Origin of the sequence: Serratia oryzae, from assembly GCF_001976145.1 — a bacterium.
GTDB lineage: Bacteria > Pseudomonadota > Gammaproteobacteria > Enterobacterales > Enterobacteriaceae > Chania > Chania oryzae.
Map to the genome: position 1 here is coordinate 1 of NZ_MOXD01000017.1, position 26308 is coordinate 26308.

Sequence of the window (26308 nt, forward strand, 5' to 3'; positions counted from 1 at the left end):
TCCGACGCCAACGCTGTCAGGCCGTGCAGAAGCCAACAGCCTGGTGATGGTCTCCGACCAGAACGGGTTGCTGGGCTCGGCGCAGACCAACGAGTTGGGCCAGTGGCGCTTTACGCCGGCCGATAAACTGGCGGAAGGCGAGCACCGCTTTACGGTGACGGCGGTGGACCAGGCGGGCAACGTCAGCGAGCCGTCGAACACCTTTACCCTGACGCTGGACTTTACGGCTCCGGATGCCAGCCTGGTGGCGATCACCGGCGTGGATGACCAATTTGGTGAGCGGAAGGGGAACGTGGTTGCCGGTGGCACTACCGACGACAACCGTCCGACCCTCAGCGGGACGGGCGCCGAAGCCGGCAACACCATTACGGTGTACAACGGCTCGACCGCGATCGGCACGGCCATCGTCCAGGCGGACGGCACCTGGTCACTGAAACCGACCCTGCCACTGGCCGACGGCCTGGTGACGTTGACGGCGAAGGAGACCGATGCGGTGGGCAACACCACGGCACCGTCACCGGCGTACAGTTTCACCATTGACCAGTCTTTACCGAATCAGAAGATAGTGATCTCAGGGATCAGCGATGATACGGGGAAATCGGGTTCTGACTTTGTCACAAGCGACAACACCTTGACGATAAGAGGGACGCTGGATGCAAAATTGAGCGCAGGGCAGGTTGCCCAGATCTCTATGGATGGCGGTAAGACCTGGTCTGCTGTTACCGTGGCTGCGGACAATACTTGGAGCTATGTGGATAGCCGAGTTCTGGCCGACGGTACCCATACTTATATGGCACGGGTGCTGAGTGCTTCTGGTGTTGCGGGCAGCAATACCCAGCAGGTTGTCACGGTAGATACCCAGGCCCCGGTCGGCAAACTGGTACTGGATCTGGTTACCACCAGTGACAACGGTGTCAGCACGTCAGATAACATCACCAGTATCACTACCCCGACCATTCAGGGTTCGGTGACCGGGATAGGGGCAAAGGATCTGGCGGATATACAGTCAGGCAAAGTGACCGTGATGTTGTTCAATGATGTCAATAATGATGGCGTTTACGGCGCAGGTGACACCCTGCTTGGCAAGGATATCCCTGTTACCGTCAATGGCGCGACAGGCAGCTTTACCTATACCCTGCCGATGCTGAAAAATGGCACCTATAACCTGAAAGCGGTGTTGGTGGATGAGGCAGGCAATCAGTCCAAGGCTGGATTACTTGACGACAATGCCAGTGCACGCCTGGTGGTAGACAATACCGTATCAACACAGGTAATAGGTACACAGGCTAATGACGTGTTGGGTTATGCGTTGACCGGTATCGGGGACTTTAATGGTGATGGCATTGAAGACTTTATGGTGTCAGCGCCGCACCTTATGGTGGGATCGATAGCAGTCAGCCAGTCGAGTATGTACATCGTCTATGGTACACCGCAAGGTCTGCCGCAACTCCCGAGTCTGGATGCACTCACGGCAGAGCAGGGTATTCGGATGGATAACCCTAAACTCTCGCTGGGTGACTTTAGTAATCAGGGGATGGTGGTAACGAAAATCGGCGATCTCAACGGTGATGGCTACGATGATGTTATCGTTTCTTCCAACCTGGCTGATAGTACATTCGTCCTGTTTGGGGGCGCAGATGGCATGGGTACGATTGATTTGGATGCTATCAAAACGGGCTCAACCAGCCGTGGTTTCCTGATTAATGGAGCAGGTGGTGCTTGGTCAGGGGTAGCTGCCTCCGGTGGTGATTACAACGGTGATGGTTATGCCGATATCGTGTTCGGTGGCTCTGATGGCAACAAGGTCTACGTTCTGTATGGTCATGCAGGCAATGCGGGTAGCGCCTCATGGTCTAATTTGACAATGACGGCAACGGGGTTAACTAACGCTGAAACCAAGGTAGCGCTGTCGGCGGATAAGTTTACCTATATTAACTCATCCAATGCCGCGAGCAGCCTGGGAGATCGCCACCAGTCAGTGGGGGATGTTAACGGTGATGGTTATGAGGATTTCATCATTACCTATCCACGCGTGTCGGTGGACGGATACTCTGAAGCGGGTATAGCGTACCTGGTCTTCGGTGATGTGCAGGGGTATGGCAGCAACCTGGATATTTACAAGGACTATGCCAAGGTGGGGATCCGACTGACCTCTACAGAAAACAACGAGGAATTGGGGGATGTTGCCCTGGATTGGGGCGGTGCTTCACATGGTGGTATGCCATATGGAACCTCCAACACCATCGCGAGCCTGGGGGATATCAACGGTGATGGGATTGGTGATTTTATCATCGGTTCACCGCTGTGGGGAGATAAAGCAGACGGTGGTCTTGCACCAGGACGTGCCTATGTCCTGTACGGCAAGAACGGAGCCTGGAGCGATCTGAGCCTGAAGAATCTGGACGGTAGCAATGGTTTCTACCTGACCTCTTCGAACAGTGGCACCGATGCGCTGTTGGGGCAGTCGGTGCGTAGCGCCGGTGATGTCAACGGCGATGGTATCGATGATTTCCTGATTGGTGCACCGGATGCCGACAGCAATGGTAAAACTAACAATGGTGCGGTTTATCTGGTCTATGGTCAGGAAGGGGGCGGTTTTGCCACTAACACTGATTTGGACGCGCTGGTAACAGCAGGCCAAGCCAAGAAGTGGGTCGGAGCTAACACGAACGATTACATGGGCACCAATATCGGCTCAGGTGACTGGAATGGCGATGGTATTCAAGACATTGCGATCCCGTCATGGGGCAGTGATCAAGGCGCCAATAACGGTGGTAAATTCGATGTTTACTACGGCAGTGTAGATAATCTGACCCAGGCCTTCACGGTGGGGGATGACGTGTTGGTTGGGCTGACTGGTCAGGTGGATCGTATCAGTGGTGGCCTTGGTAATGACCGGATCAGCAATATCGGCACGGGTGATGTTGCCTACGGTGGTGGTGGAAATGATACTGTTTCTATCGTTGGTACCGACTTTGTGCGGGTTGATGGCGGGTTGGGGATTGATACCCTCGAACTGGGTGGGCAGAACATGCACCTTAACCTGGCTGAAATGGGCCAGAAAGTGCAAGGTTTTGAACACTTTGAATTGGGTAATGGTAACAATTCCATCAGCTTACGACTCAGCGATCTGATTGACTCCGGTGAACGGGATCTGCTGGTTAACGATAGTAAGGTGCAACTGCAGATCACCGGTGATAACGGCCTGGTGGAGCTCAGTTCTGGGGCGACAGCGTCAGAAAGCTGGACTCACCAGGGGGCCACGACGTTGAATGGTGTGGCTTACAATATCTACAGTAATGTGGGTAATACCGGTGAGCTGTTTATCGAGCAGACGCTTAATGTGACTATCATGTAACCGTGACTTGATGCTTATAGCGTTCTGGAAACGTTATTGCAGAATAACCAAGTCATTGTTTAACCGGTAACAGAGCCCACGGTTTAAATACCGTGGGCTATTTCCCCACCGTGCCGTACCCCGGTGTTAACTGTTGGGTGAAAAATCGGAAAGCAGATGGGTGTTGCAATTCTGCATAGCAAAAACAGATAAGCCGTTAATGAGCGTTAGCTTGGTGACCATTACTTATCTTTGTGAAGAGGAAACGGTGACAAGACGTTTATTAATGGATGAATACGGTGTTTTTGGAGTTAGTTAATAATGAAAGTTGTTCGTCATGGATGTAAACCAGCAAATATTTCGTTGATTGCTTTGGTGATTGGGGCGTTTTCTTTTACCGCAATCGCGGAGCAGCAATACGAGCGCTCGGGGGCAGGAGTATCTTATGTTTCTGACTCATCCAGCGCTGATATCGGCCATGCTTCTGTCAACTATCGGCCAGTTGCTGATGTCGTTTCAGAACTGGCGCAAGTGGTGTTTTATTACCCACAGGGGGAACTGCCTGCCGCTATTTATGTGGATCGTGAACTGCAGTCGGCACTGAAGCCCGGTGAGTTTAGCGTATTTTGCGTTGCGCCAGGGACACATACTGTTGAGTCCTACTTCAACGATCAGCCAGGGTATCAGGGGAAACAAAAGCCGAGTCATCAGTTGGCGATGAAGGCGGGTGAAACTTATTTTCTGCAGGTTAATCCTGGTTCGAAAGGCACTACGACGGCATTGGCCGATCGTGCTATAGCCGAACCTTTGCTGAAACCTTTGAGCAAGCAGACACGCATTGTCAACCGCGCTTCACAAGTGAAGCCGTGTGAATACGTCATGGGTGCTAACGTTGCATCGATTCAGGAAAGTGTACTGTTCCAGTTTGGTCAGAGCGGCGCTAAGGCAATATTGCCTGAGTCTCAGGCTAAGCTGCGTACTGTGATTGACTTCGTCAAGCAGGGCTCTGGTACTGCGGAGATTGAACTGTACGGGTACACGGATGCGGTTGGCCACACTGAGTCTAATCAGCGTCTTTCTGAGGCGAGAGCTCAGACAGTACGCAACGTATTGATTCAGGGCGGGGTTGAACCTTCGAGCATTATGGCTACTGAAGGAAAGGGCGTTGCGCAGAATGCCGAAGGGTGTGTTGCAGGCCGGACGGCGGGTTGCAATATCAATAGCCGACGTGTTGATATCGTAGTCAGATAAAAATAGCTAAGCCGCATATAGAGTAGGTAACGTAAGATGGGCTACGGCATGTGGGTGGCCCATCTTATTTTTCGTAAAATTTAGTCAAAGCATCTTAACTTCTCCAACTATCTTTAAACTATCTGTTGAAATGTTTGAGTTTAAAAACCATGAGTGCTCGATTTAGTCGTCGATACGATGAGATTTCTCGGTATTTAACTGTTTTTACAAATGTTTATTCTAGTGGCAAGTCAGGGTTTTCTGGCGAGGTTTTATCTCCTTTGCTACGCTTTATTATAATTAACCTAACCAATAAGCGTAGGTTCTCAATGAAATCAGAGAATAGCTATGAGTGAGCAAATAACTCCTCCGCCAGTATTAGAGCCCACCGACTTTGATAATATTGAAGATCATGGCAAAGATTCATTGCTGTGGGCCGTTGAATGGTTATGCCAATATCATAATAAACTGGCCAGCAAAGAGGTTTTATACGCAGGATTACCGCGTAGCGAAAAATTGACACCGGAACTGGCCCTGCGGATGCTGGAACAGGTGGGTATTTCTGGGGGATGGATAAAACGAGATCTGGCCAAAGTTTCTTCTTATCTTTTTCCTCTGGTATTGGCTTGCAATGATGGGAGCTATTGCGTCGTTACTTCACGCACGGGTAAACGTGGCGATCTGAAGTATCAGGTGGTGGTGCCGGAAAGTGGCGGTGCTCTCCAAATGTCGGAAGACGAACTGGGGGCGAATTACAGCGGGTACGCCATGGTGGCGAACCCGAAGCCGAAACTTGACAAGCGAAGCGACGATGAAATCCTGCCGGAAGCGAACCGCGAAGGGCATTGGCTGTTCTCTACCCTGTGGCGTTATCGTCACTACTTTTACAGTGCCGCGATGGCCGCTTTGTTGGCCAATATACTGACGTTGGCCAGTACGTTTTTTACCATGAACGTTTACGATCGCGTGATCCCGACACAGGCTTACGTCACCCTATGGTCACTGGCGATAGGCGTCTTGATTGCGATCGTATTTGAATTCACCTCGCGACAAGTGCGTACCTACCTGCTTGATGTTGCCGGTAAGAAAGCCGATTTGATTCTGGGGGCCAAATTGTTCCGTCAGGTCATGGCCATGCGTATGGAGAGCAAGCCGCAGTCAACCGGCTCTTTTGCAAACCAATTGCGTGATTTTGAAGCGGTGCGTGATTTTGTGACATCAGCGACGCTGTCGACATTGTCAGACTTGCCTTTCTGTATCCTGTTTATGCTGATCATCTACCTGATTGGTGGGCAGTTGGCCATCGTCCCGTTGATTGCCATCCCCATTATTTTGCTGGTTAGCGTGTGCATTCAGTGGCCGCTCAGTCGTTATATGGGCGAAAACATTCGTGAAATTTCCCAGAAACAGGGGTTGTTGATCGAGGCCATTGAAGGGCTTGAGGCGCTGAAAGCAGCACGGGGTGAAGGTGTGATGCAAAAGCGTTGGGATGACTTCAGCGCCTTGGCTGCGGCGTCTTCCATGAAGACTCGATATCTTTCCTCCCTGACGTCTAACTTTGTCTCCTTTATGCAGCAGGTGACCACAGTGGTCATCGTGGTATTTGGTGTGTATCTCATCCATGCTGGTGAGTTGACCATGGGCTCAATGATCGGGGTAGTGATTTTGTCAGGCCGTTCTCTGGGGCCACTGGCTTCCGTCGTGGCGCTGGCTTTGCGTTATCAGCATGCTAAAACCGCGTTGAAGTCGCTGAATCAGTTGATGGAGTTACCGACGGAACGCGATGCCGCGATTAATTATCTGCCGACGCCCAGTTTCACTGGGAATCTGCAATTGAAAAAGGTGGGTTTTGCCTATCCGATACCGGGGTTGATGGTGCCTCCTCCTATCCTGGAAAACATCAATATCAATATTCGGGCCGGTGAACGGGTGGCGATCATTGGCAGCATCGGCAGTGGAAAGTCGACACTGTTACGGGTCATGGGGCGTCTGCTGCAGCCTCGTAGTGGCCAGATTACGATCGATGGTGTTGATGCTACACAGGTCGATCCGGCGGATTGGCGAGCTGCGGTGGGGTATGTCGGCCAGGATTGTCGACTGTTCCATGGAACCTTGCGCTACAACGTGACCATTGGCAACCCGGGAGCCAGCACCGAGGAGTTTTTGCGCGTTGCGCGTATGACGGGCTTGGATCGGATTGCGGCCAGACACCCATTAGGTTACGACATGCCGGTCGGTGAAATGGGTAACGCACTGTCCGGTGGGCAGAAACAGTTGGTTGCGCTGGCACGTTGCCTGTTGCTGCGGCCGAAAGTGCTGCTGATGGATGAGCCCACCAGTTCTATGGATGCGATGACGGAAACCCTGTTTATCCGTCAGTTGCAAAAAGCGATCGAGGGGCAGACGTTGGTGATTGTGACCCATCGCATGTCAGTATTGAATATTTTTGAGCGGTTGATTGTGCTTGATGATGGTCGAGTAATGGCTGATGGTCCTAAAGATCAGGTTATTGCTATGCTTAATGCCAACAGCCAGAAGAAAAGCCAGCAAAGCGCACAGGCTGAAACGGGAAGAGTGGCCCCACCGACCCCGACGTCAGATAACGTCACCGCGAAAATCGCCGAACAGAAAAGGGGAACACAGTAATGAATAAGGACGACCTCAAGGTGTCCCCACCGCAACAGGATCCGGCTAAAAATGGCTTGGCCAGCAAAAGTAAAAGTGCCAGTGATGATCCCGTGAACGGGAAAGTTGAAAACGACGATTTGACGTTTATCAATGACCTGCAAGCGGCGCTGATCTCACAAAAAACGCCGTTCAGTATGATTATGTTGTATACCATAGCGTTAGTTGTCGTTGTGGCTCTGTTGTGGGCGCATTTCGCGCGCGTTGAAGAGATCACGCGCGGTGACGGTAAAATTATCCCAGCCAGCCGTGAGCAGGTGATACAGAGCTTGGAAGGGGGGATCCTTCAAGAACTGAACGTAAGTGAGGGAGATACCGTCGAAAAGGGTCAGGTGTTGCTGAAGATGGATCCGACGCGTGCGGATTCCAGCTATGGTGAATCATTATCGAAAGTCTTGGGCCTCAAGGCATCGATAGCACGGTTGCGCGCTCAGTCTTATGGGACTCCATTGGTATTTCCGCCGGAGGTTATGGCGGTTCCCAGCCTGGTGAATGATGAAACCCAGGCCTACAATGCCCAGTTGAGAACGCTGAACGAGAGCGTGGGGGCGCTGAAGAAAAGCCTGGCTTTGGCTGAAAATGAGGTACAGCTTTCTGAGCCATTAGCCAAGAAAGGGCTGGTTTCCGATGTGGAAATTCTGCGCTTGCGCCGCCAGGCGAATGAGTTCCAACTGCAGATTGCCGAACGTACCAACCGTTTCCGCTCTGATGCCAACAGCGAACTGAACAAGTTGGAATCAGAACTGGCTCAGGCTGAGGAAATCTTGCGTGGTCGCGAAGACGTAATGCAACGTACCACCATTGTGGCCCCGGTGCGCGGAACGGTAAACAACATCCGTACTACCACACGCGGGGGCGTTATCCAGCAAGGCGCTGAGATTATGACGATCATTCCGCTGGAGGATAACTTGCTGGTTGAAGCGCAAATTAAACCGGCTGATGTGGCATTTATTCATCCTGGTTTGCCCGCCACGGTTAAGATCACCGCCTATGACTATGCTATTTATGGTGGTTTGAGTGGCGTGGTGGAGCATATCAGCTCCGATACTTTGGTTGATGAAGAGAAAGCGCGATCCGGCCGTGGCGATTCGACTTACTATCGCGTCTATATACGGACTAATCAGGCAGCATTGCACGTCAAGGACAAAACATTCCCTATTATCCCTGGGATGGTGGCGAATGTTGAGATTCGGACAGGCGAGAAAACCATCCTGTCTTACTTGCTGAAACCTGTATTAAAAGCACGAGAAGCATTCCGGGAGAGATAAGAGAATGGCATATAAACAAAATGAATTCCGTTGGCTAAAAGTGGCAGCGGCGTTGGCCGTGTCTTTGCCATTTGCTCCTTTGGCAGAAGAGATGAATCAATTGGAGCTGGATTCACCATCGCCAGCAGCGACGCAGCAGGCAGCAGATGCCGAGAGCGATGCCCCTGATTTTCTGAAAAGTCTCGCTGCTCTTGATACTTCCAATGGTGCAGTGCGAGAGTCATCGGCTCCTGTTCAGCAAGAACGTCCACAGGCCGCCGCATCTCCTTCCAGTCAGTCACAAACGTCAAGTGAGGCTCCCGATTTATTAAAAAGCCTTGTTGCCATAGGTAACAACCATGCCGCACCCGTACAGGAAAAGCCTGTTCAGGCAGCGGTGCCAGCGGTGAATAACGCCAACTCGGTGTTTACCCAGAACAATGAACCGTCTGAAACGCCACGGATATCTTCTCCAGTAGAACCCAAGGAACTGGTGCCACCGCCAATCCCCGCACCAGCAACACAAGCACCGTTATTTACCCAGCGCAGTGAGCCGTCTGAAACGCCAAGGATGTCTCCTCCGGTAGAACCGAAGGAACTGGTGCCACCACCGGTTCCCGCATCGGCAACACGAGCACCGGTGTTTACTCAGCGAAGTGAACCGACGGCGAGTGACCGTAACATGGGATCTGCAACGGCGCAGACGCTGTCACCGCCGCCTGAAGTGAAGGCAACATCTGCTCCGGTGCTGGTAAAAAGACCTTCCCGTGATACGGATAGTTCTGCGCCTGCACCAACAGAGCGTCAATCAGCATCAATGTGGAAGAGTAATCAGGAAGGCTTCCCAACGACGCAACAATCTTTCCAGCCCGATCCGGCTTACGATAAGGTGCGTTGGAATGGCGATATCAGCGGTGAAGGTGATACCAATACCAAAGAAGAGGTGTCCGCCAAAGCGTTCTATGCGGGAACCAATGACACATCGCGCGGCTTTCTCCGCAAGATGGTGACATTGGCGTTGAGCCATAGCCCGGAAGTTCGCTCTTCAGAAGCGGATGTGTTGGCCGCGGGCTATTATGTTGATCAAACCAAAGGGCAGCGTTGGCCACAGGTGCAATTAGGCCTTTCCACCCCATTAAGTGCTCAAAGCAACAGCGGTGGGAGCAACCGTAATAACAGTAGCATCAGTGATACCAGTGGTTCGGTTTCTATCACCACACCGATTTATGATTGGGGCAGGATCGGCAGCCAGATCGATAGTGCAGAAGAGGGGGTAACGGCGGCGGTTAATGCACAGGGGTATACTAAGGAACAGCTTGCCTACAGCACAATCTCTGAACTGATGAATCTTGGCCGCTATCAGGAAAGCCGAAAAGTAGCTCGTTCCTATGTTGAACGTATGCAGCAATTGACTAATATGCTGGCGCAAATCGCTGAGGCAGACCAAGGGCGTGCCAGCGAGTTTACTCAGGCGAAAGCCAAACTCCTCTCTGCGCGTGCCAGTCTGGATGATATCGAACATCAGGTTAGCAGTAGCCGTATCAAATTAGTACGCCTGTTGGGTGTCGAGCCGAATCTACCCGAGAATATTTCCTGGCAAGGGGCAATGATGCCTGCGTCCATGGCCTTGGCCGCCTTGAATAAAAACCCGAACCTGCTGAAGTTGCAGGCGCAGGCGAAGGCTGCGACCTACGAGGCTGAAAGCGTTGCCGCATCAGGTATGCCGCAGTTGAATTGGGTGGTTTCAAAAGATACGAGGAAGGACGTCAACGGTGATGAAACAGGCTGGTATACCGGCTTGAACGTCCAGTGGAATGCGTTCAGCGGTGGCTCACAGAAGGCCGCACAGATGTCGGCCTTAGCCAAGGCTAATGGGGCTCAGCAACAATATGAAGTGGCCTACCGTGATTTGGAATATCAGATTAACAGTATGATCCAGACACGTGATTCATCGTTTACGCGCGCCAATGACTTTGACCGCCTCTCGGTGGAAACAGAGCGAGTCAAAAATATGTTTTATGATCAATGGTATAACCTCGGTACGCGTACGCTGCTGGACGTGCTGACGGCAGAGAACGACCACTTCAATAATCAGCTGTCTGCTATCAATAACCGCTACGATGGATATATCTCTAACATCAACGTTATTTCCAGTGCGGCCATGTTGCTGAAATGGGTAGGGGATTAAGAGCTATCCCAATAGGCTATTTTAAAAGGGGCGCAGCAGTTTGGCTCTGCTGCGCCTCGCTTATCGTCAGTGGGTGAGTAGGAAACCATCAGCATCGCGCCAGGCCGGGAAAGTGTTACGATAGGCTTGCAGCGTCTCCAATAATAACTCCGCATCCAGCCGGGTGGCTTCACCGGGCTCCGCGCTGGCCAGCTTTTCCCCCTGCGGGCTGATGACTAGGCTGTCACCGCTGTAACTCAGGCCATTGCCGTCTTCACCCACGCGGTTGCAACCCGCAACATACACCTGATTTTCAATCGCACGAGCCGCCAGCAGCGTTTGCCAGTGAAGGCTGCGCGGCGCAGGCCAGTTGGCGACGTACAGCGCCAGATCGTAATCTTGCTGATAGCGGGACCAAACCGGGAAGCGCAGGTCGTAACAGATTTGCGGCAGAATGCGCCACCCGCGCCATTCAAATACTTCGCGCCGGGTTCCGGCCTGATAATGCAGATGTTCACCCGCCATACGGAATAAATGACGTTTATCGTAGCAATGCACCTTGCCGCCGGGCTCAACCAGCAGGAAACGGTTCACCACCCCTTCTGCGGTTTTCAGCGCTACGCTGCCGCCGATCAGCGCATTGGTTTTGGCTGCCCAGGCGTGCAGCCAGTCGATCACCTGCTGCTCAGGCAATGCGCTCTCACCGGCATCCATGGCGAAACCGGTGGTAAACATTTCAGGCAGCACAATCAGATCGCGGCCGCTAACGGCACCGAGCAAAGCATCGAACTGGCGCAGGTTGGCTTGGCCATTGCGCCAGACCAGAGGTTGCTGCAATAGGGTAATCTTCAAAGTCGACATAACCGCTCCGCGGCTGCGTCCAGCGTGGCATCCTGTTTAGCGAAGCACAGCCGGATCAATTTATAAGGAAAAGGGTCGGCACAGAAGACGGAAAGGGGGATCGCCGCCACGCCTGCGTGCTCGGTTAACCAATGGCAGAAGGCCACATCATCCAGATCGGAAATAGCGCTGTAATCAGCCAGCAGGAAGTAGGTGCCGGCGCAGGGCAGAATTTCCAGTCTGCTGCTCGCCAAAGCCTGCACAAAACGATCGCGTTTGGCAAGGTAGAACGCGGGCAACTGCTGCCAATGTGCGGGTTCGGTACGCAGCATGTCGGCCAGCGCTAATTGCGCCGGAGTATTAACCGAGAAGGTCAGATACTGGTGAACCTTGCGTACCTCGGCACTCAGCGCAGCAGGAGCCACGCAGTACCCCACTTTCCAGCCGGTCATATGGAAGGTTTTACCAAAGGAGGAAACGGCGATCGCCCGCTGGCGTAACTGCGGGTGCGCCAGCACGCTGGCATGGCCGCCTGTGGCAAAGCAGATGTGTTCGTAAACTTCGTCACTCAGCACGTAGATTTCACGTTCTGCAATTGCGGCCCACAGTTGCTGCATATCTTCTGCGTGCCAGGCGGTGGCGGAAGGGTTGTGTGGAGTATTGATGATCACCAGCCGGGTGCGCGGTGAAAGCAAAGCCGCAAACTGTTGCCAATCGGCCTTGAACGTGGGCGGTTGCAGGGCGATACGCTTCAGTTCACCACCGCAGAGCTGCACCGCCGGGGCATAGCTGTCGTAGCTGGGATCAAAGCAGATCACCTCATCACCGGGGCGCACCAGCGCGCTGATGGCGGCGAACAGGGCCTCTGTTGCGCCGGCGGTGATGGTCACTTCGCTGGTGGCGTCGGGCTGCCAGCCATAAAGCTGTGCGGTTTTTTCTGCAATCGCTTCACGCAGTGGGGCAACGCCGGTCATCGGCGCATATTGGTTAGCCCCTTGGCTGACGTGCCAGCTCAGGCGCTGTTTCAGGTAATCTGGGCCATCAAAATCCGGGAATCCTTGCGATAGGTTGATCGCCTGGTGCTGCTGCGCCAGCGCGCTCATTTGAGTAAAAATGGTGGTACCGAGAGCCGGTAACTTGCTTTCGGGGATCGGGGCTGAAGTGTTCATCTCAGGCTAATACTCCTGGGGCTTATGTTGCCAACAATATAACACGGTGTTAACCTTTAGCAATCAAGACGTTTAGATGGCCATATTCCTTTCGCTACCTTGCAGGAAACTAAGTGAATGACGGAAAACCCGCAACTTCATGCGTTATTGGCTGCTTGCCACTGGATTGGTGACAAGGGTTGGTGCCCGGCGACCGGTGGCAATATGTCGCTGCGCCTCGATGGTGAACAGTGTTGGATTACGGAGTCCGGCAAAGACAAAGGCAGCCTGAGCGAGCAGGACTTTTTGCTGGTGGAGATTGCCAGCAACCAGGCGGCGAGTGGCCGCATCCCTTCGGCCGAAACCGGCCTGCATACCCTGATCTATCGCTTATATCCGCAGGTGACAGCCGTCCTGCATACCCATTCGGTTAATGCTACCGTGCTGTCGCGCGTGGAGAAGGGCGCGGCGCTGGTGCTGCAAGGCTATGAAATGCAGAAATCCCTCAGTGGCCAGCAAAGCCATCTGAGCAGTGTCACAATCCCGATATTTGACAACGATCAGAACATTTCGGCGTTAGCGGGCCGCGTTGCGGCCTATGCAGAAACTACGCCGTTACCCTACGCTTTCCTGGTGCGCGGGCATGGGCTGTATTGTTGGGGTACACAGGTGGCAGAAGCGCGCCGCCATCTTGAGGGATTGGAATTCCTGTTCCAATGCGAACTGCAACGCCGCTTACTGGAGGCGCAATGATCCGTGCAATTGTGACCGATATTGAAGGCACCACCAGCGATATCCGTTTTGTGCATCAGGTGTTATTCCCCTATGCCCGCGAGCGGTTGGCCGAGTTCATCCGTCATCGTGCCGCCGAAGCGGAAGTGGCCGCGGCGCTGGCAGCGCTGTGCGAAGAGCTTGCTCAGCCGCAGGCGGATCATGAGCAGCTTATTGCGGCGCTTTACCGTTTTATGGATGAAGACCGCAAATCCACCGCGCTAAAAACCCTGCAGGGGATCATCTGGCGCAGCGGCTATCACAACGGGGATTTTCGCGGCCATCTTTACCCGGAGGTCGCCGGGCGGTTGGCAGCCTGGCAACAGCAGGGGGTGAGGCTGTATGTCTATTCCTCCGGTTCGGTGGAGGCGCAACGGTTGCTGTTTGGTTACAGCGAGGTGGGTGACTTACGGCCGCTGTTCAGCGGTTATTTTGATACCCGCGTTGGGGCTAAACGTGAGATCGCGTCTTATCAGAATATTGCGCGTCATATCGCACTGGCACCGGCGGAAATACTGTTCCTTTCCGATATTCATCAGGAGCTTGATGCCGCAAGGGCGGCAGGCTGGCACACTTGTCAGTTGATCCGCGATGCCGCCGATCCACTGAGCCTGCATCCGCAAGTTAACCATTTCGAACAGATTGAACTGAGGGAGTTTGTTTCATGAGTGGATTAACCATTTTCAGTGACGCAGAACCACAACGGGCGCTGTGGCAGAGCAACGACGTGCAGGCTATTCAGCAGCAACTGGCGCAGGTTGGCGTGCGTTTCGAGCGCTGGCAGGCAGATCGCGAGCTGGGGGATAATCCGCAGCCGGATACGGTGATTGCCGCTTACCAGCATGAGATCGACCGGCTGGTGGCAGAAAAAAATTATCAGAGCTGGGATGTGATCAGCATGCGCCCGGATAACCCACAGCGGCAGGAGTTGCGCGGCAAGTTTCTGGCTGAACATACCCACGGCGAAGATGAGGTGCGTTTTTTTGTGGAAGGCCAAGGGCTGTTCTGCCTGCATCTGGAAGGCAAGGTTTTCCAGATCCTGTGCGAGAAAAACGATCTGCTTTCCGTGCCTGCCAACACCCGTCATTGGTTTGATATGGGCTCGGCACCACACTTTACCGCGATCCGTCTATTTGATAACCCACAGGGCTGGATAGCACAGTTTACCGGCGACAAGATTGCCGAGGCGTTTCCGCGTTTGGCCTGATGCTCGCTGCAAAGCAGAACCTTCTCTCCTGCTCGGTGAACAGGAGAGAACGTCGGTGGCTTAACGGTTCTGGTATTTAATCACCAGAATCGGCAGGGCAAACAGCAACGTCAGCAGGTTAGCCAGGCTGACGGCCATATTGCCGATCAGCACGCCATAAATCAGCCATAGCAGTAAACCCACAATAAACATTGCGTACATCAGCAGCGAGATGCCTTGCGTGTTGCGCGTGGCGATCACCTTGATGGCCTGCGGCAGAAAAGAGAGCGTTGTCAGGCAGGCTGCCAGGTAGCCGATAAGCGAAATCCACTCCATAGTTATCCTTTTGCCTCCGCCTCGGGCAACAGGATGTGGCCTGTTTCGCGCGTAGGCCCATCCGGTGCTTGGCGATATTTATCCTGCAGGTGCGTCTGGATCTGGTGCTGGAAATCGCCGTTCAGCTTATAAAGCCTGAAATAAATAAACAGCGTGACGCAGAAGAACAGGGCAGGCAGTGCGATCATGATGAACTGCATCCCGGTAACCGTTTCAGGGGATTGGTGGACGTTGGGCACATAGCCGACAACGCCAAGCACAATGCTGATAAAAAACGCTGACAGGGCCGAACCCGCTTTCACCACCAGCGTTTGTACCGAGTAGGCAATGCTTTCGCAGCGCACGTTAAGCTTGTACTCGCCGTAATCGACGGTGTCGGCCACCATGATCACCTGCAACACCCAGAACAGCGCGGTACCGACGTTGAGTAACACCCCCGCCAGCGAGATCAGCAACAGGTTGTGATAGCCCGCCGTGGCAATGCCAAGTAACACACCGCCGCCAAGAATCGGCATGATTGATGCCCCGGCCCACAGCACGCGGCGTGAAAGCGACTTCACCAGGCGTGGAAACAGGATCAAGGTGATCAGGTTAGCTGCACCGGCGTAAGACATGTAATAAGGGAAGAGCGCCGCATCGCCAATCACGTAAGTGAAGTAGTAAATGGCAAAACCGGTAATGACGTTGGAGGCGATGTTGTAGGCCAGCGCCATGCCGAGCAGGCAGGAAAGCTGATCGTTCTTGTAGATCAGCCCGATCATGGTTCTCAGATTGATACGGTTGCTACCCTCCGCGGTGTTATCCGATGAATACACCTCTTTGACGTTACGCAGGGTGATAAACGTTGATACGACAAAGAACGCGATCAGCACCAGAGTGAACATCTGAAAGCCGAACCCGCGATCGCCACCGCCCACGTAGTTGACAAACGGCAGCGTCACCCCGGCGGTGACAAAGCCCGCCAGGCTGGCGAAGAAGCGTGGGTAGGGCACCAGTTCCTCGCGTTCGCGCTTGTCCAGCGTAATGGTCGGCACCAGCGACCAGAAAGGAATGTCCATTAGGGTATAGGTCATGCCCCAGAGAATATAGGTGACGATGACAAAGAGCAGTTGTGACGTGCCTTCAAAGTGATGGGCGCTGAACAGCAGGAACAGCACGATGGAGTTCGTCAGGGTGCCAATCAGGATCCAGGGTTTGAATTTCCCCCAGCGGGTGCGGGTGTTGTTGACGATCCAGCCCATGATCGGATCGTTGAGCGCATCCCAGATGCGCGCCACCAGGAATAACGTCCCGACGATACCCACCGATAACCCCACAACGTCGGTGTAGTAATACATCAGGTACATGTAAACAATGCCGATGGCGAAGTCTTTACCGAAAGCGCCAAAACCGTAGCTTAACTTTGTGGTTATTGAAACACTCATAGGGTACAGGGTCACCGTTGCCAGCGCCCTCCTGCTGTTTAGGGGAAGTCAGGCGCTTGGCGCCCGACGATCGCAAGGCGGTATCAGTGCAGCCAGGCTGGCAGCCAGTCGCCGTGCGCGGCGATCAGATCGTCAACCAGCGCATAGATCTCCTCAATGCCCAGTACGGCGGCGGTATGCGGATCCATCATGGCCGCATAATAAACGTACTCTTTGTTTTCGCTCAGAATGGCTTCGGTCAGCAGCGTTTGCACGTTGATGTTGGTTTGCATCAGCGCGGCTAAATGCGCAGGCAGCTTGCCCACTTTGGTGGGACGGATGCCGTTGGCATCGACCAGGCAGGCCACTTCCACGCAGCACCCCTGTGGTAGGTTATCGATCAGGCCATCGTTACGCACGTTGCCATAGATGACGTCGGGCTCACCGGTCCACAGTGCGTTCATGATGGCGCTGGCGTATTCGTTGGACTGCTTAATCTCGATGCGATCCGCCGTTTGGTACTCTTCAAGTTCCCGTTGCCAGTTGGCCAGTTGTTCCACGCAGCGTTTCGGATATTCATCTAACGGTACTTTATAGCGTTCGATCAGGTCATCACGGCCCGGCTTGATAAACCATGGTGTATATTCAGCAAAATGCTCGGAGGACTCCGTCACAAAGTAGCCCAGCTTTTTGAACATCTCATAGCGCACAATGTTCTGGCAGCGCGGGTTACCATGGATGTTCGCTTTCGGGGCCTGGCCGCTGGCATAGGCCTCCAGCAGATCTGGATAAATACTGTGGTACTGGCCATCAACCCCCTTCCTCTCCAGCTCAAGGTAGAAAGCCATATGGTTGATCCCGGCGCTGCGGTAGCGTAATTCGCTGGCGTCGATATTCAGATCGCGCGCCAGTTCTTCCGCGGTACCCTGCACGGAGTGGCAGAGCCCGACCTGCTTGATCTGCGGATAGCGGGCATACATTGCCCAGGTATTCATCGCCATCGGGTTGACGTAGTTGAGCATGGTGGCATTCGGGCAGACTTCCGTCATGTCTGCGCAAATTTGCCACAGGTGCGGAATGGTGCGCAGCGCACGCATAATGCCGCCGGGGCCCAGCGTATCGGCGATGGTTTGTTCCAGGCCGTGGCGTTTACACACCTCAAAGTCAGTGACGGTGCAGGGCTCATAACCGCCAATCTGAAAGGCGACAACCACAAAATCGGCCCCGTTGAGGGCGGCTTTCTGCTGAGTATGGCAAGTAATGCGCCCGCTAGCACCGGCAGAATCCATCAGTTTGCGCACCACAATGTGCGACTCTTCCAGGCGGGTTTCATTAATGTCCATCAGCGCGATATGGGCTGATTTAAAGGCCTGGCGATGAAACACGTCGCCAAGGATGTTTTTAACAAAAATGGTCGAGCCAGCGCCGATAAAAGTGATTTTTGGGACTGCCATAAGTGTTCTCCAGTGGCGTGTTGGGATAACGCCATGGTGGCACGACGCGCAGTGGTAACGCTTCCATATTCCCGGGTGAGCATTCCCATAAACTCAGATTCTGCGTACCAGCCTGCCGAATCTGAGTTTATGGGATAAAAAGAGGGAGAAAGCAGAGAATATGGGGGAGTTGAAGCAAGGTTTAGGGCAAGGTGTGGTCTCGATCGCACCCTGTTTTCCTCAGCCGTGCCACTATTCTGATTATTCAGGAACAGGAAGATGATCGCTATGGAAAATGCCGTGGTGCGCGCTTTAGCGCCCGATCCCGATATGTGCAGCAGTACCGACCCTGCGGCGCGCAGCCCTCTGTCGCTCTATTCCGATTATCAGCGCATGGACATTGAACTGCGCGCCCCGCTCGCGATGCCGTCCAGCCACTGGCACGGCCAGGTCGAAGTGAACGTGCCTTTTGACAGTGATGTGGAATATCTGATCAACGATGAGGTGGTGCGGATCAAACAGGGGCATATCACGCTGTTCTGGGCCTGTGTTCCGCATCAGCTGACTCGCCCTGGCGACTGCCAGAGTATGGCGATCCTGAATTTGCCGATGCATCTGTTTCTTTCATGGCCGTTGGATCGGGAACTGATCAATCACGTGACGCACGGTATGGTCGTGAAATCGCTTACAGCCCATCAAATCAGCGCGTTTGAAGTGCAGCGCTGGCAGGCAGAGCTCACCAGTAGAGATGAGCAAATCCGGCAATTGGCGATCGACGAGATCGGCCTGATGCTCAAGCGTTTTAGCCTCTCCGGCTGGCAGCCGATCCTGGTGAATAAAGCCGCGCGCACCCACAAGAACGGTGTTTCCCGGCATGCGCAGTTTTACGTCAGCCAGATGCTGGGATTTATTGCTGACAACTACGATCAGGCGCTGACCATTGACAGCGTAGCCGAGCACGTCAAGCTCAACCCCAACTATGCGATGGGGATTTTCCAGCGCGTGATGCAGCTGACCATGAAGCAGTACATCACGGCGATGCGCATCAACCATGTCAGGGCGCTGCTGAGCGATACCGATAAAACCATTCTGGATATCGCTCTGACGGCGGGGTTTCGCTCAAGCAGCCGGTTTTACAGCACTTTCCACAAGTATGTGGGCATGTCACCACAGAAATACAGAAAACTCAGCCAGCTCCGCAGACAAAGCTTTTTTGTTTAACGTAATGCCTGCTGAAAAACCCCTGCGGCCACCTGCTGCGGGGTGATCACTCCGCAGTCCAACACCCAGCCGCTGATCAGCGCCGCAGGCGTGACGTCGAACGCCGGGTTATACACCGCGGCATCCGCCGGTGCCCATTGGCAGGCGCCAAAACTGCCCGCTACGCCGGTGACTTCTGCGGCAGCACGCTGTTCAATGGGGATCGCCGCACCGTTCGGGCAATGCGGATCGTGAGTGGTGTGCGGTGCGGCCACATAAAACGGAATGCGGTGAAAATGGGCCAGCACCGCCAGGCTGTAGGTGCCGATCTTATTGGCGACATCGCCATTGGCGGCGATGCGGTCAGCCCCGACCCAGACGGCATCGACTTGGCCTGCGGCCATCAGGCTGGCGGCCATTGAGTCGCAAATCAGCTGGTAAGGGATACCAAGCTCGCCTAACTCCCAGGCGGTGAGGCGGCCGCCTTGCAGCAACGGGCGGGTTTCATCCACCCAAACCTGCGCGATCTTGCCCTGTTGGTGGGCACGCAACAGCACACCGATGGCGGTGCCGATGCCAGCGGTTGCCAGCCCGCCGGTATTACAGTGGGTTAACAGGCGGCTGCCCGGTTGTACCCGTTCAGCACCGTGATCGGCAATGCGATCGCACAGCGCCCGATCTTCTTCTACCAAACGCAGCGCTTCTGCGGCCATCGCCGTGGCCCAATCGGGCTGTGCCAGCGCCTGCTTCATGCGATCCAGGTTGTTCATCAGGTTAACTGCCGTGGGCCGCGAGGCGCGCAGAGTCTGTAACGCCTGTTCCAGCTCCGAGGGGGATAAACCACGTTCGGCCAGCAGGGCCAACAGCAGGCTGGCCGACAGGCCAATCAGCGGTGCACCGCGCACCCGTAAGGAGCGGATATGTTCCACCAACTCATCCACGCTGTCGCAGGGCAACCAGCGCTTTTCCTGCGGCAATGCCTGCTGATCGAGGATCCAAAGTCGGTTTTCCTTCAGCTGTAAACTGGTGGTGTTAAGCGCTTGCATTGATGGTTAAATCCTTGTTGTGCGTTTATTGCATCTGTCGCACTATTCTGCCAACATGACTTTCAGATGTATAGATGGCTAAATGTTTTTACGTCTAAAAAGTAAAATCATCGTGAGAGGAGTTGGGGATGTCGCTTTATCGTACGTTTACTGCTGCCGATGCTGTTGCCTATGCCCGCCAATACGGGCAGGTTGCCGATCCACAGAGCCTGGTGAGCGCCGAGGAGATTGGCGACGGCAATCTGAACCTGGTGTTTAAGATCCGCGATCCGCAGGGCGTGAGCCGAGCGATCGTCAAGCAGGCACTGCCCTATGTGCGCTGCGTGGGGGAATCCTGGCCGTTGACGCTGGATCGGGCGCGCATTGAAGCACAAACCTTGCTGGTTCATGGCGCTTTGTGCCCGCGCCACACGGTGCAGGTGCTGCATCACGATCCTGAGTTGGCGGTGATGGTGCAGGAAGATCTCTCTGATCACCATATCTGGCGCAGCGAACTGGTGAAGGGGCGCTATTATCCGCTGGCGGCTGGGCAACTGGCGGAATACCTGGCGCAAACCCTGTTTCATACCTCTGACTTTTACCAGAATGCACAAGAGAAGAAGGCAGAAGTCAGCCGTTTTGCCAACCCGGAGCTGTGCCAGATCACCGAAGATCTGTTTTTCACCGATCCCTATATCGATCACGAACGTAATCAGTTTGATGAGGCACTGCTGCCGCAGGTGCAGGAGCTGCGTAATGATGCAGCCTTGAGGCTGGCGGTAGCTGGCCTCAAGCATCGCTTTCTGAGCAAGGCAGAAGCGTTGCTGCATGGCGATATTCACAGCGGTTCGGTTTTTGTGGCGGAAGGCAGGCTTAAAGCCATCGACGCAGAGTTTGGTTTCTATGGGCCTATAGGGTTTGATCTGGGGACCGCGCTGGGCAATCTGCTGCTGAATTATTGCGGTTTACCGGGGCTGCTTAGCCCACGGGATGCCGCTGCCGGGCGTGAACAGCGCTTGCAGGACGTTCGTGAACTGTGGCTGATCTTCGCCGATCGTTTCCTGACCTTGTGCCATCAGCATACCCGTGATGCTGCCTTGGCGGTGCCGGGCTATGCTGAGCAGTTCCTGGATCAGGTGTGGCAGGATGCGGTGGGATATGCGGGTACCGAACTGATTCGTCGCACGATCGGGCTGGCGCACGTCGCCGATCTGGACAGCATCAGCGAACCTGAAATGCGTGCCGAATGCCATCGCAATGCGCTCAGCCTGGGGCGTACTTTGATCGTCAATGCGGCGCAAATCGAACATATCGACGCATTATTGGCACGTATCCGCCAAAACGGTTAAAAAGAAAAAGGGGCGATTCGCATCGCCCCTGGTGGTTGATTATGGCTGAAGATTATGCCACTTCAGCCTGCTGTTGGCGCTTCTCCTTCGTTACCGGCTTTCCCGCTTTCTGTGCTGCCAGCAGTTCAGGGGCAAAGTCATCAACGTTGATGGAGCGCAGGCGGCTTTCTTCGGCTTTCACCAAGATTTTCGCTTCATCCGCATTAATTTTACCTTCTTCTAACGCGCGTTGTGCCAGGCGATCCAACCGGGTGAACGGCAGGCTTTTACCCATTTGCTTGCAGAGACGTTCATGAATCGGCTCTGCGGCAATCACATCGGCCAGCGCGCTTTCCATCAACCCAACCGGGTTATGTTCACTCGGCGTCAGGTACTGCCCACGCCCCAAGCGGCTGCGGGTTGCGGAAGGTTGTTGGATGATCTTCGCCAGTTGATGATCGAGGCGATCCGAAGGCGCTGAGTGGACGCGGCCGAATGGGAAAACCACCACACGCAGGGCACCGGCGATAAAGCGGTTCGGGAAGTTACGCAGTAAATCATCCAGCGCTTGTTCCGCCTGATTCAGGCTGTCCTGCACGCCCCAATGTACCAGCGGCAGATCTTCTTTCTGACGGCCTTCATCTTCAAAACGTTTCAACGTTGCCGAGGCCAAGTACATCTGGCTGAGTACGTCCCCCAGGCGCGCAGAGATGCGCTCGCGGCGTTTCAGGCTACCGCCCAGCACGCCCATGGAAACGTCAGACAGCAGGGCCAGGTTGGCGCTCAGACGGTTCAACTGCTGATAGTAACGGCGCGTTGAGTCTTTGGTCGGGCTACTGCTGGTGCGGCCATTGGTCAACCCCAGCCACAGGCTGCGCATTTTACTGCTGCCGACGTGGCCCAGATGGCCAAACAGGGCTTTATCGAACGCCTGCAGATCGTTATCCTGCGCCGCCGCCATTTCAGTCAGCACATAAGGATGGCAGCGAATGGCCCCTTGACCGAAGATCATCATGGTTCGGGTCAGAATGTTGGCCCCTTCCACGGTGATGGCGATAGGTGCCCCTTGGTAAGCGCGCGCCAGGAAGTTAGATTCCCCGAGCATGATGCCTTTACCGCCGGTGATATCCATTGCATCAATGATGGCCTGCTGACCACGGTGGGTACAATGGTATTTGACGATGGCAGACAATACCGCCGGTTTCTCGCCCTGCATCAGCGCATAGGTGATCAGCGAAGCGGCAGCATCCATCACATAGGTGTTACCCGCAATGCGTGCCAGTGGTTCTTCGATCCCTTCCATCTTGCCGATAGAGATTTTGAACTGGCGGCGGATGTGGGCATAAGCCCCGGTTGCCAGCGCAATGGATTTCAGGCTGCCGGTGGAATTGGAAGGCAGTGTGATACCGCGCCCGACGGACAGACATTCAACCAGCATACGCCAGCCCTGACCGGCCATTTTTGGCCCGCCGATGATGTAGTCGATCGGGACGAACACGTCGTTACCGCAGGTTGGGCCATTCTGGAACGGCACGTTCAGTGGGAAATGGCGGTTGCCGATTTCTACCCCTGGGGTGTTGGTTGGGATCAACGCGCAGGTAATGCCTGGAGAGGCGTTATCGCTCAGCAGGTGATCCGGGTCATGCAGTTTGAATGCCAAGCCCAGTACGGTGGCGATGGGGGCCAGGGTAATGTAGCGTTTGTTCCAGGTCAGTCGCATACCCAGCACCTGTTTGCCTTGCCATTCGCCCATACAGACGATACCGGTGTCCGGAATCGCTCCGGCGTCGGAGCCCGCTTCCGGGCTGGTCAGTGCGAAACAAGGGATTTCGTCGCCGCGCGCCAGGCCTGGCAGATAGTGATTTTTCTGCTCTTCGGTGCCGTAATGTTGCAGCAACTCTCCTGGGCCGAGGGAGTTAGGCACGCCAACGGTGATCGCCAGAATACCGGAGACGCCGGCCAGCTTCTGCAGCACCAGGGCTTGCGCATACGGAGAAAACTCCAGGCCACCGTACTCTTTCTTGATGATCATGGCGAAGAAGCGATGTTCTTTCAGATAGGCCCACAGTTCTGGCGGCAGGTCGGCCAGTTCATGGGTGATCTGGAAGTCGTTTGCCATGCGGCAGGCTTCTTCAACCGGGCCATCGAGAAATGCCTGCTCTTCTGCCGTCAACTTGGGTTGCGGATAGTTGTGCAGTTTGTTCCAGTCTGGCTGGCCACGGAACAGGTCACCTTCCCACCAGGTGGTTCCTGCCTCAATGGCTTCTTTTTCCGTGGTGGACATTGGTGGCATCACCTTACGGAAGGCGCGCAGAGCGGGGGCGGAAAGCAACGAACGGCGCAGCGAGGTGACGTTCAGCGGCAGCAGAACGATCGCCAGCGGCAGCAGCATCCCATAGCTCCACAGGCCGATAGCGCCCATGGCCACCGTATAGGCCAGCAGCAGCAGGCTGCTGAACGCTAGATTCACTCGGTGATAAAACACCACACCAATGAGTGCGAGTAAAACAACGATGCTAAGAACCATCATAAGAAGCTCCGAAGTAGTAAGAGGTCCGACCTGTTATCTCTATTTGTTGTAGTCCATACCCAGAAATTTATCAATGCATTTACACTTCAATTACAACTTAAGTCACAAACTGGCGGCACCCTTGCGCCAAAAACCTCAGCTATAGCTCAACACATGCGTTGTTTCATTCACAGTACTTCTCGGTGTTTCTGCGATCCGTTACACTGCACAGCGAAAGATTGACGATGCGAAAGCAAAAAAGAGGCGACCTCCATGTACCACGATTTAATTCGCAGTGAACTTAACGAAGCGGCTGATACTCTGGCGAAATTCCTCAGCGATGATGCCAATATTGACGCTATCCAGCGTGCGGCGGTCTTACTGGCCGACGCCTTTAAAGCGGGAGGGAAAGTCATTTCCTGCGGCAACGGGGGGTCTCACTGTGACGCGATGCACTTCGCAGAAGAGCTGACAGGGCGTTATCGTGAAAACCGTCCTGGTTACCCCGCTATTGCGATTTCTGACGTCAGCCACTTGTCCTGCGTCGGCAACGATTTTGGCTACGATTATGTCTTCTCTCGCTATGTGGAAGCGGTTGGTCGTGCAGGTGATGTGCTGTTGGGGATTTCCACCTCCGGTAACTCCGGCAACGTGATCAAGGCTATCGAAGCCGCTCGCGCCAAAGGGATGAAAGTGATCACCCTGACCGGTAAAGACGGCGGTAAAATGGCTGGTTCTGCCGACGTGGAAATCCGCGTTCCGCACTTTGGCTATGCCGACCGTATTCAGGAGATCCATATCAAAGCGATCCATATCCTGATTCAACTGATTGAAAAAGAGATGGTCAAGGATTGATGACGCCAGACCGCCGATGGTGAATGGCAGCAGGGCGCAGCAGGTCGCGCCCATCGCGTAATGAATCAGTGTGGTTAAGGAGTGGCTTTCGATGTGTGAATTGCTCGGGATGAGCGCAAATGTGCCAACCGATATTTGCTTTAGCTTCAGTGGTTTGGTTCAGCGCGGTGGCCGCACCGGGCCACATAAAGATGGTTGGGGCATTACTTTCTATGAAGGTAATGGCTGCCGCACCTTTAAAGATCCACAACCGAGTTTCAATTCACCGATCGCCCGCTTGGTGCAGGAGTACCCGATCAAATCCTGCGCGGTGGTTTCCCATATTCGCCAGGCTAACCGTGGTGAAGTGGCGCTGGAAAACACGCATCCGTTCACGCGTGAACTGTGGGGCCGCAACTGGACCTACGCGCACAATGGCCAGCTCAAGGGCTATCGAAAACTACCTACCGGCAATTTCCGCCCGGTGGGGCAGACCGACAGTGAATATGCTTTTTGCTGGTTGCTGAATCAGTTGGCGCTGAAATACCCACGGACGCCCAGCAATTGGCCAGCGGTGTTCCGCTATATTGCCCAACTTGCCGATCAACTGCGGCAGAAGGGAGTATTCAATATGCTGCTGTCGGATGGGCGTTTTGTGATGGCCTACTGTTCTACCAATCTTTACTGGATCACACGGCGTGCCCCCTTTGGCAAAGCCACCTTGCTCGATCAGGATGTAGAGATTGATTTTCAGCAACAGACCACGCCTGACGACGTGGTGACGGTAATTGCCACTCAGCCGCTGACGGGCAATGAAACCTGGCACAAAATTGCGCCAGGTGAGTTTGCTTTATTTTACTACGGTGAACGGCTTGCTTTGAGAGAGCGGATTAACATCCACCGTTGAAGCATACTGCGCTGGCTGACCACTGCTGTTGACCGGATGGGCCAGCACATATTGGCCATTACTCACGTTGATCATCGGCGGCTGGCGGTTTTTCACGAAGTACTCATAGCCTGGTTTTAACTGGCGCCAGAAGTTTATATTGCTGGAGTTACGGTGGCGTTGCAGGTTCTGTTCGGTCATGCGGAACGGATAAATGCTGATATTCACCTGGGCCTGACCATAGGCAAATGCCGCCTCCACATAGCGATAAATCTCATCCATGTAGGTGTTGGTCATCGCATAGCAACCGACAGATTTGCATTCACCGTGGATCATCAGATAGGCCCCGGAATATCCCTGTGCCTTATCATAATCATTCGGGAAGCCGATGTTGATTGCCCGATAATATTTGCTGTTGGGTTTTAGATTGCGAACATCGACGCTATAAAAACCCTCTGGGCTCTTAAAGTCACCTTCACGGCGTTTGGGGCCTAAACCCCCAGAGAAATTGCAGATAGGAAAGGTATTCACCAAACGGAATTCATTGCCCATTTTGGCATAAAGTTCCAGCTTGCGTTCTTCTTTGAATATCTGGATATAGACGGGTGAACCCAATAATTGCTGTTTAACTACCGGTGCTTCGGGGGCCTGCTCGCTGGCGCTGCAGGCCGTGATCATCGGCATACAAAATAGCATCGCAAAAAACAGCGCGATTCTGCTCATTATTATTCCTGCTTATATTA

Annotated in this window: 20 protein-coding genes; 12 read left to right on the plus strand and 8 right to left on the minus strand. The window is 54.2% G+C overall.

Annotated features, from left to right (window positions below; genetic code table 11):
* The 5 genes from BMI79_RS21305 to BMI79_RS21325 form a co-directional block, all read left to right on the plus strand.
* Window positions 1-3358 (plus strand): Ig-like domain-containing protein (locus BMI79_RS21305; protein WP_076944162.1); only part of this gene is annotated, 3358 nt, incomplete at its 5' end.
* A gap of 300 nt (window positions 3359-3658) precedes the next feature.
* Window positions 3659-4588: an OmpA family protein gene (locus tag BMI79_RS21310; protein ID WP_076944163.1), complete on the plus strand. Its 930-nt coding sequence runs from the start codon at window positions 3659-3661 to the stop codon at window positions 4586-4588.
* A gap of 327 nt (window positions 4589-4915) precedes the next feature.
* Window positions 4916-7213, plus strand: coding sequence for a type I secretion system permease/ATPase (locus BMI79_RS21315; protein WP_083704512.1), 2298 nt, complete (start codon window positions 4916-4918; stop codon window positions 7211-7213).
* Complete coding sequence (locus BMI79_RS21320) at window positions 7213-8520, plus strand: HlyD family type I secretion periplasmic adaptor subunit (RefSeq protein WP_083704513.1); 1308 nt, start codon at window positions 7213-7215, stop codon at window positions 8518-8520. The genes BMI79_RS21315 and BMI79_RS21320 overlap by 1 nt, the downstream gene beginning before the upstream one ends.
* A gap of 4 nt (window positions 8521-8524) precedes the next feature.
* A complete protein-coding gene (locus BMI79_RS21325) occupies window positions 8525-10687 on the plus strand; it encodes a TolC family protein (protein WP_241680056.1) in 2163 nt (720 codons plus the stop codon).
* A gap of 66 nt (window positions 10688-10753) precedes the next feature.
* Here BMI79_RS21325 and BMI79_RS21330 read toward each other — a convergent pair whose 3' ends face one another.
* A complete protein-coding gene (locus BMI79_RS21330; protein WP_076944165.1) occupies window positions 10754-11527 on the minus strand; it encodes an amidohydrolase in 774 nt (257 codons plus the stop codon).
* Complete coding sequence (locus BMI79_RS21335) at window positions 11515-12675, minus strand: pyridoxal phosphate-dependent aminotransferase (RefSeq protein WP_076944166.1); 1161 nt, start codon at window positions 12673-12675, stop codon at window positions 11515-11517. Before BMI79_RS21335 ends, BMI79_RS21330 begins: the two co-directional genes overlap by 13 nt.
* A 117-nt stretch (window positions 12676-12792) precedes the next feature.
* On the opposite strand from BMI79_RS21335, the gene BMI79_RS21340 reads away from it, so the two are divergent.
* From BMI79_RS21340 to BMI79_RS21350, 3 genes are read left to right on the plus strand one after another with little or no spacing between them, the layout of a single operon-like run.
* The gene (locus BMI79_RS21340) at window positions 12793-13407 is read left to right on the plus strand and encodes a methylthioribulose 1-phosphate dehydratase (protein WP_076944167.1); all 615 of its coding nucleotides are present in this window, start codon (window positions 12793-12795) and stop codon (window positions 13405-13407) included.
* Window positions 13404-14093: an acireductone synthase gene (gene mtnC, locus BMI79_RS21345; RefSeq protein WP_076944168.1), complete on the plus strand. Its 690-nt coding sequence runs from the start codon at window positions 13404-13406 to the stop codon at window positions 14091-14093. Before BMI79_RS21340 ends, mtnC begins: the two co-directional genes overlap by 4 nt.
* Window positions 14090-14632, plus strand: coding sequence for a 1,2-dihydroxy-3-keto-5-methylthiopentene dioxygenase (locus BMI79_RS21350; protein ID WP_076944169.1), 543 nt, complete (start codon window positions 14090-14092; stop codon window positions 14630-14632). The genes mtnC and BMI79_RS21350 overlap by 4 nt, the downstream gene beginning before the upstream one ends.
* A gap of 60 nt (window positions 14633-14692) precedes the next feature.
* Here the strand turns inward: BMI79_RS21350 and BMI79_RS21355 are convergent, their stop codons facing one another.
* From BMI79_RS21355 to melA, 3 genes are all read right to left on the minus strand, one after another.
* A complete protein-coding gene (locus BMI79_RS21355) occupies window positions 14693-14947 on the minus strand; it encodes a SemiSWEET transporter (RefSeq protein WP_076944170.1) in 255 nt (84 codons plus the stop codon).
* Between the two features lie 2 nt (window positions 14948-14949).
* A complete protein-coding gene (melB, locus tag BMI79_RS21360) occupies window positions 14950-16371 on the minus strand; it encodes a melibiose:sodium transporter MelB (RefSeq protein WP_076944171.1) in 1422 nt (473 codons plus the stop codon).
* A gap of 83 nt (window positions 16372-16454) precedes the next feature.
* Entirely contained in the window at window positions 16455-17804 is a 1350-nt protein-coding gene (gene melA / locus BMI79_RS21365) for an alpha-glucosidase/alpha-galactosidase (RefSeq protein WP_076944172.1), read from the minus strand.
* Between the two features lie 267 nt (window positions 17805-18071).
* Between melA and melR the strand changes: the two genes are divergently transcribed.
* Entirely contained in the window at window positions 18072-19004 is a 933-nt protein-coding gene (gene melR, locus BMI79_RS21370; RefSeq protein WP_095996171.1) for a transcriptional regulator MelR, read from the plus strand.
* Here the strand turns inward: melR and mtnA are convergent.
* Window positions 19001-20029 (minus strand): S-methyl-5-thioribose-1-phosphate isomerase, encoded by a 1029-nt coding sequence (gene mtnA / locus BMI79_RS21375; RefSeq protein WP_076944174.1) that lies wholly within the window; start codon window positions 20027-20029, stop codon window positions 19001-19003. The two genes, melR and mtnA, sit on opposite strands and share 4 nt — an antisense overlap.
* Before the next feature lie 128 nt (window positions 20030-20157).
* Between mtnA and mtnK the strand changes: the two genes are divergently transcribed.
* Window positions 20158-21357, plus strand: a complete 1200-nt coding sequence (gene mtnK / locus BMI79_RS21380) for an S-methyl-5-thioribose kinase (protein WP_076944175.1) — start codon at window positions 20158-20160, stop codon at window positions 21355-21357.
* A gap of 52 nt (window positions 21358-21409) precedes the next feature.
* Here mtnK and fadE read toward each other — a convergent pair whose 3' ends face one another.
* Window positions 21410-23866 (minus strand): acyl-CoA dehydrogenase FadE, encoded by a 2457-nt coding sequence (gene fadE / locus BMI79_RS21385; protein ID WP_076944176.1) that lies wholly within the window; start codon window positions 23864-23866, stop codon window positions 21410-21412.
* Window positions 23867-24118: 252 nt separating this feature from the next.
* Between fadE and lpcA the strand changes: the two genes are divergently transcribed.
* Both lpcA and BMI79_RS21395 read left to right on the plus strand, forming a co-directional pair.
* Window positions 24119-24700: a D-sedoheptulose 7-phosphate isomerase gene (gene lpcA, locus BMI79_RS21390; RefSeq protein WP_076944177.1), complete on the plus strand. Its 582-nt coding sequence runs from the start codon at window positions 24119-24121 to the stop codon at window positions 24698-24700.
* A 91-nt stretch (window positions 24701-24791) separates the two neighbouring features.
* A complete protein-coding gene (locus BMI79_RS21395) occupies window positions 24792-25586 on the plus strand; it encodes a class II glutamine amidotransferase (protein ID WP_076944178.1) in 795 nt (264 codons plus the stop codon).
* Here BMI79_RS21395 and dpaA read toward each other — a convergent pair.
* Entirely contained in the window at window positions 25530-26288 is a 759-nt protein-coding gene (dpaA, locus tag BMI79_RS21400) for a peptidoglycan meso-diaminopimelic acid protein amidase (RefSeq protein WP_076944179.1), read from the minus strand. The two genes, BMI79_RS21395 and dpaA, sit on opposite strands and share 57 nt — an antisense overlap.
* Window positions 26289-26308 lie beyond the last annotated feature (20 nt).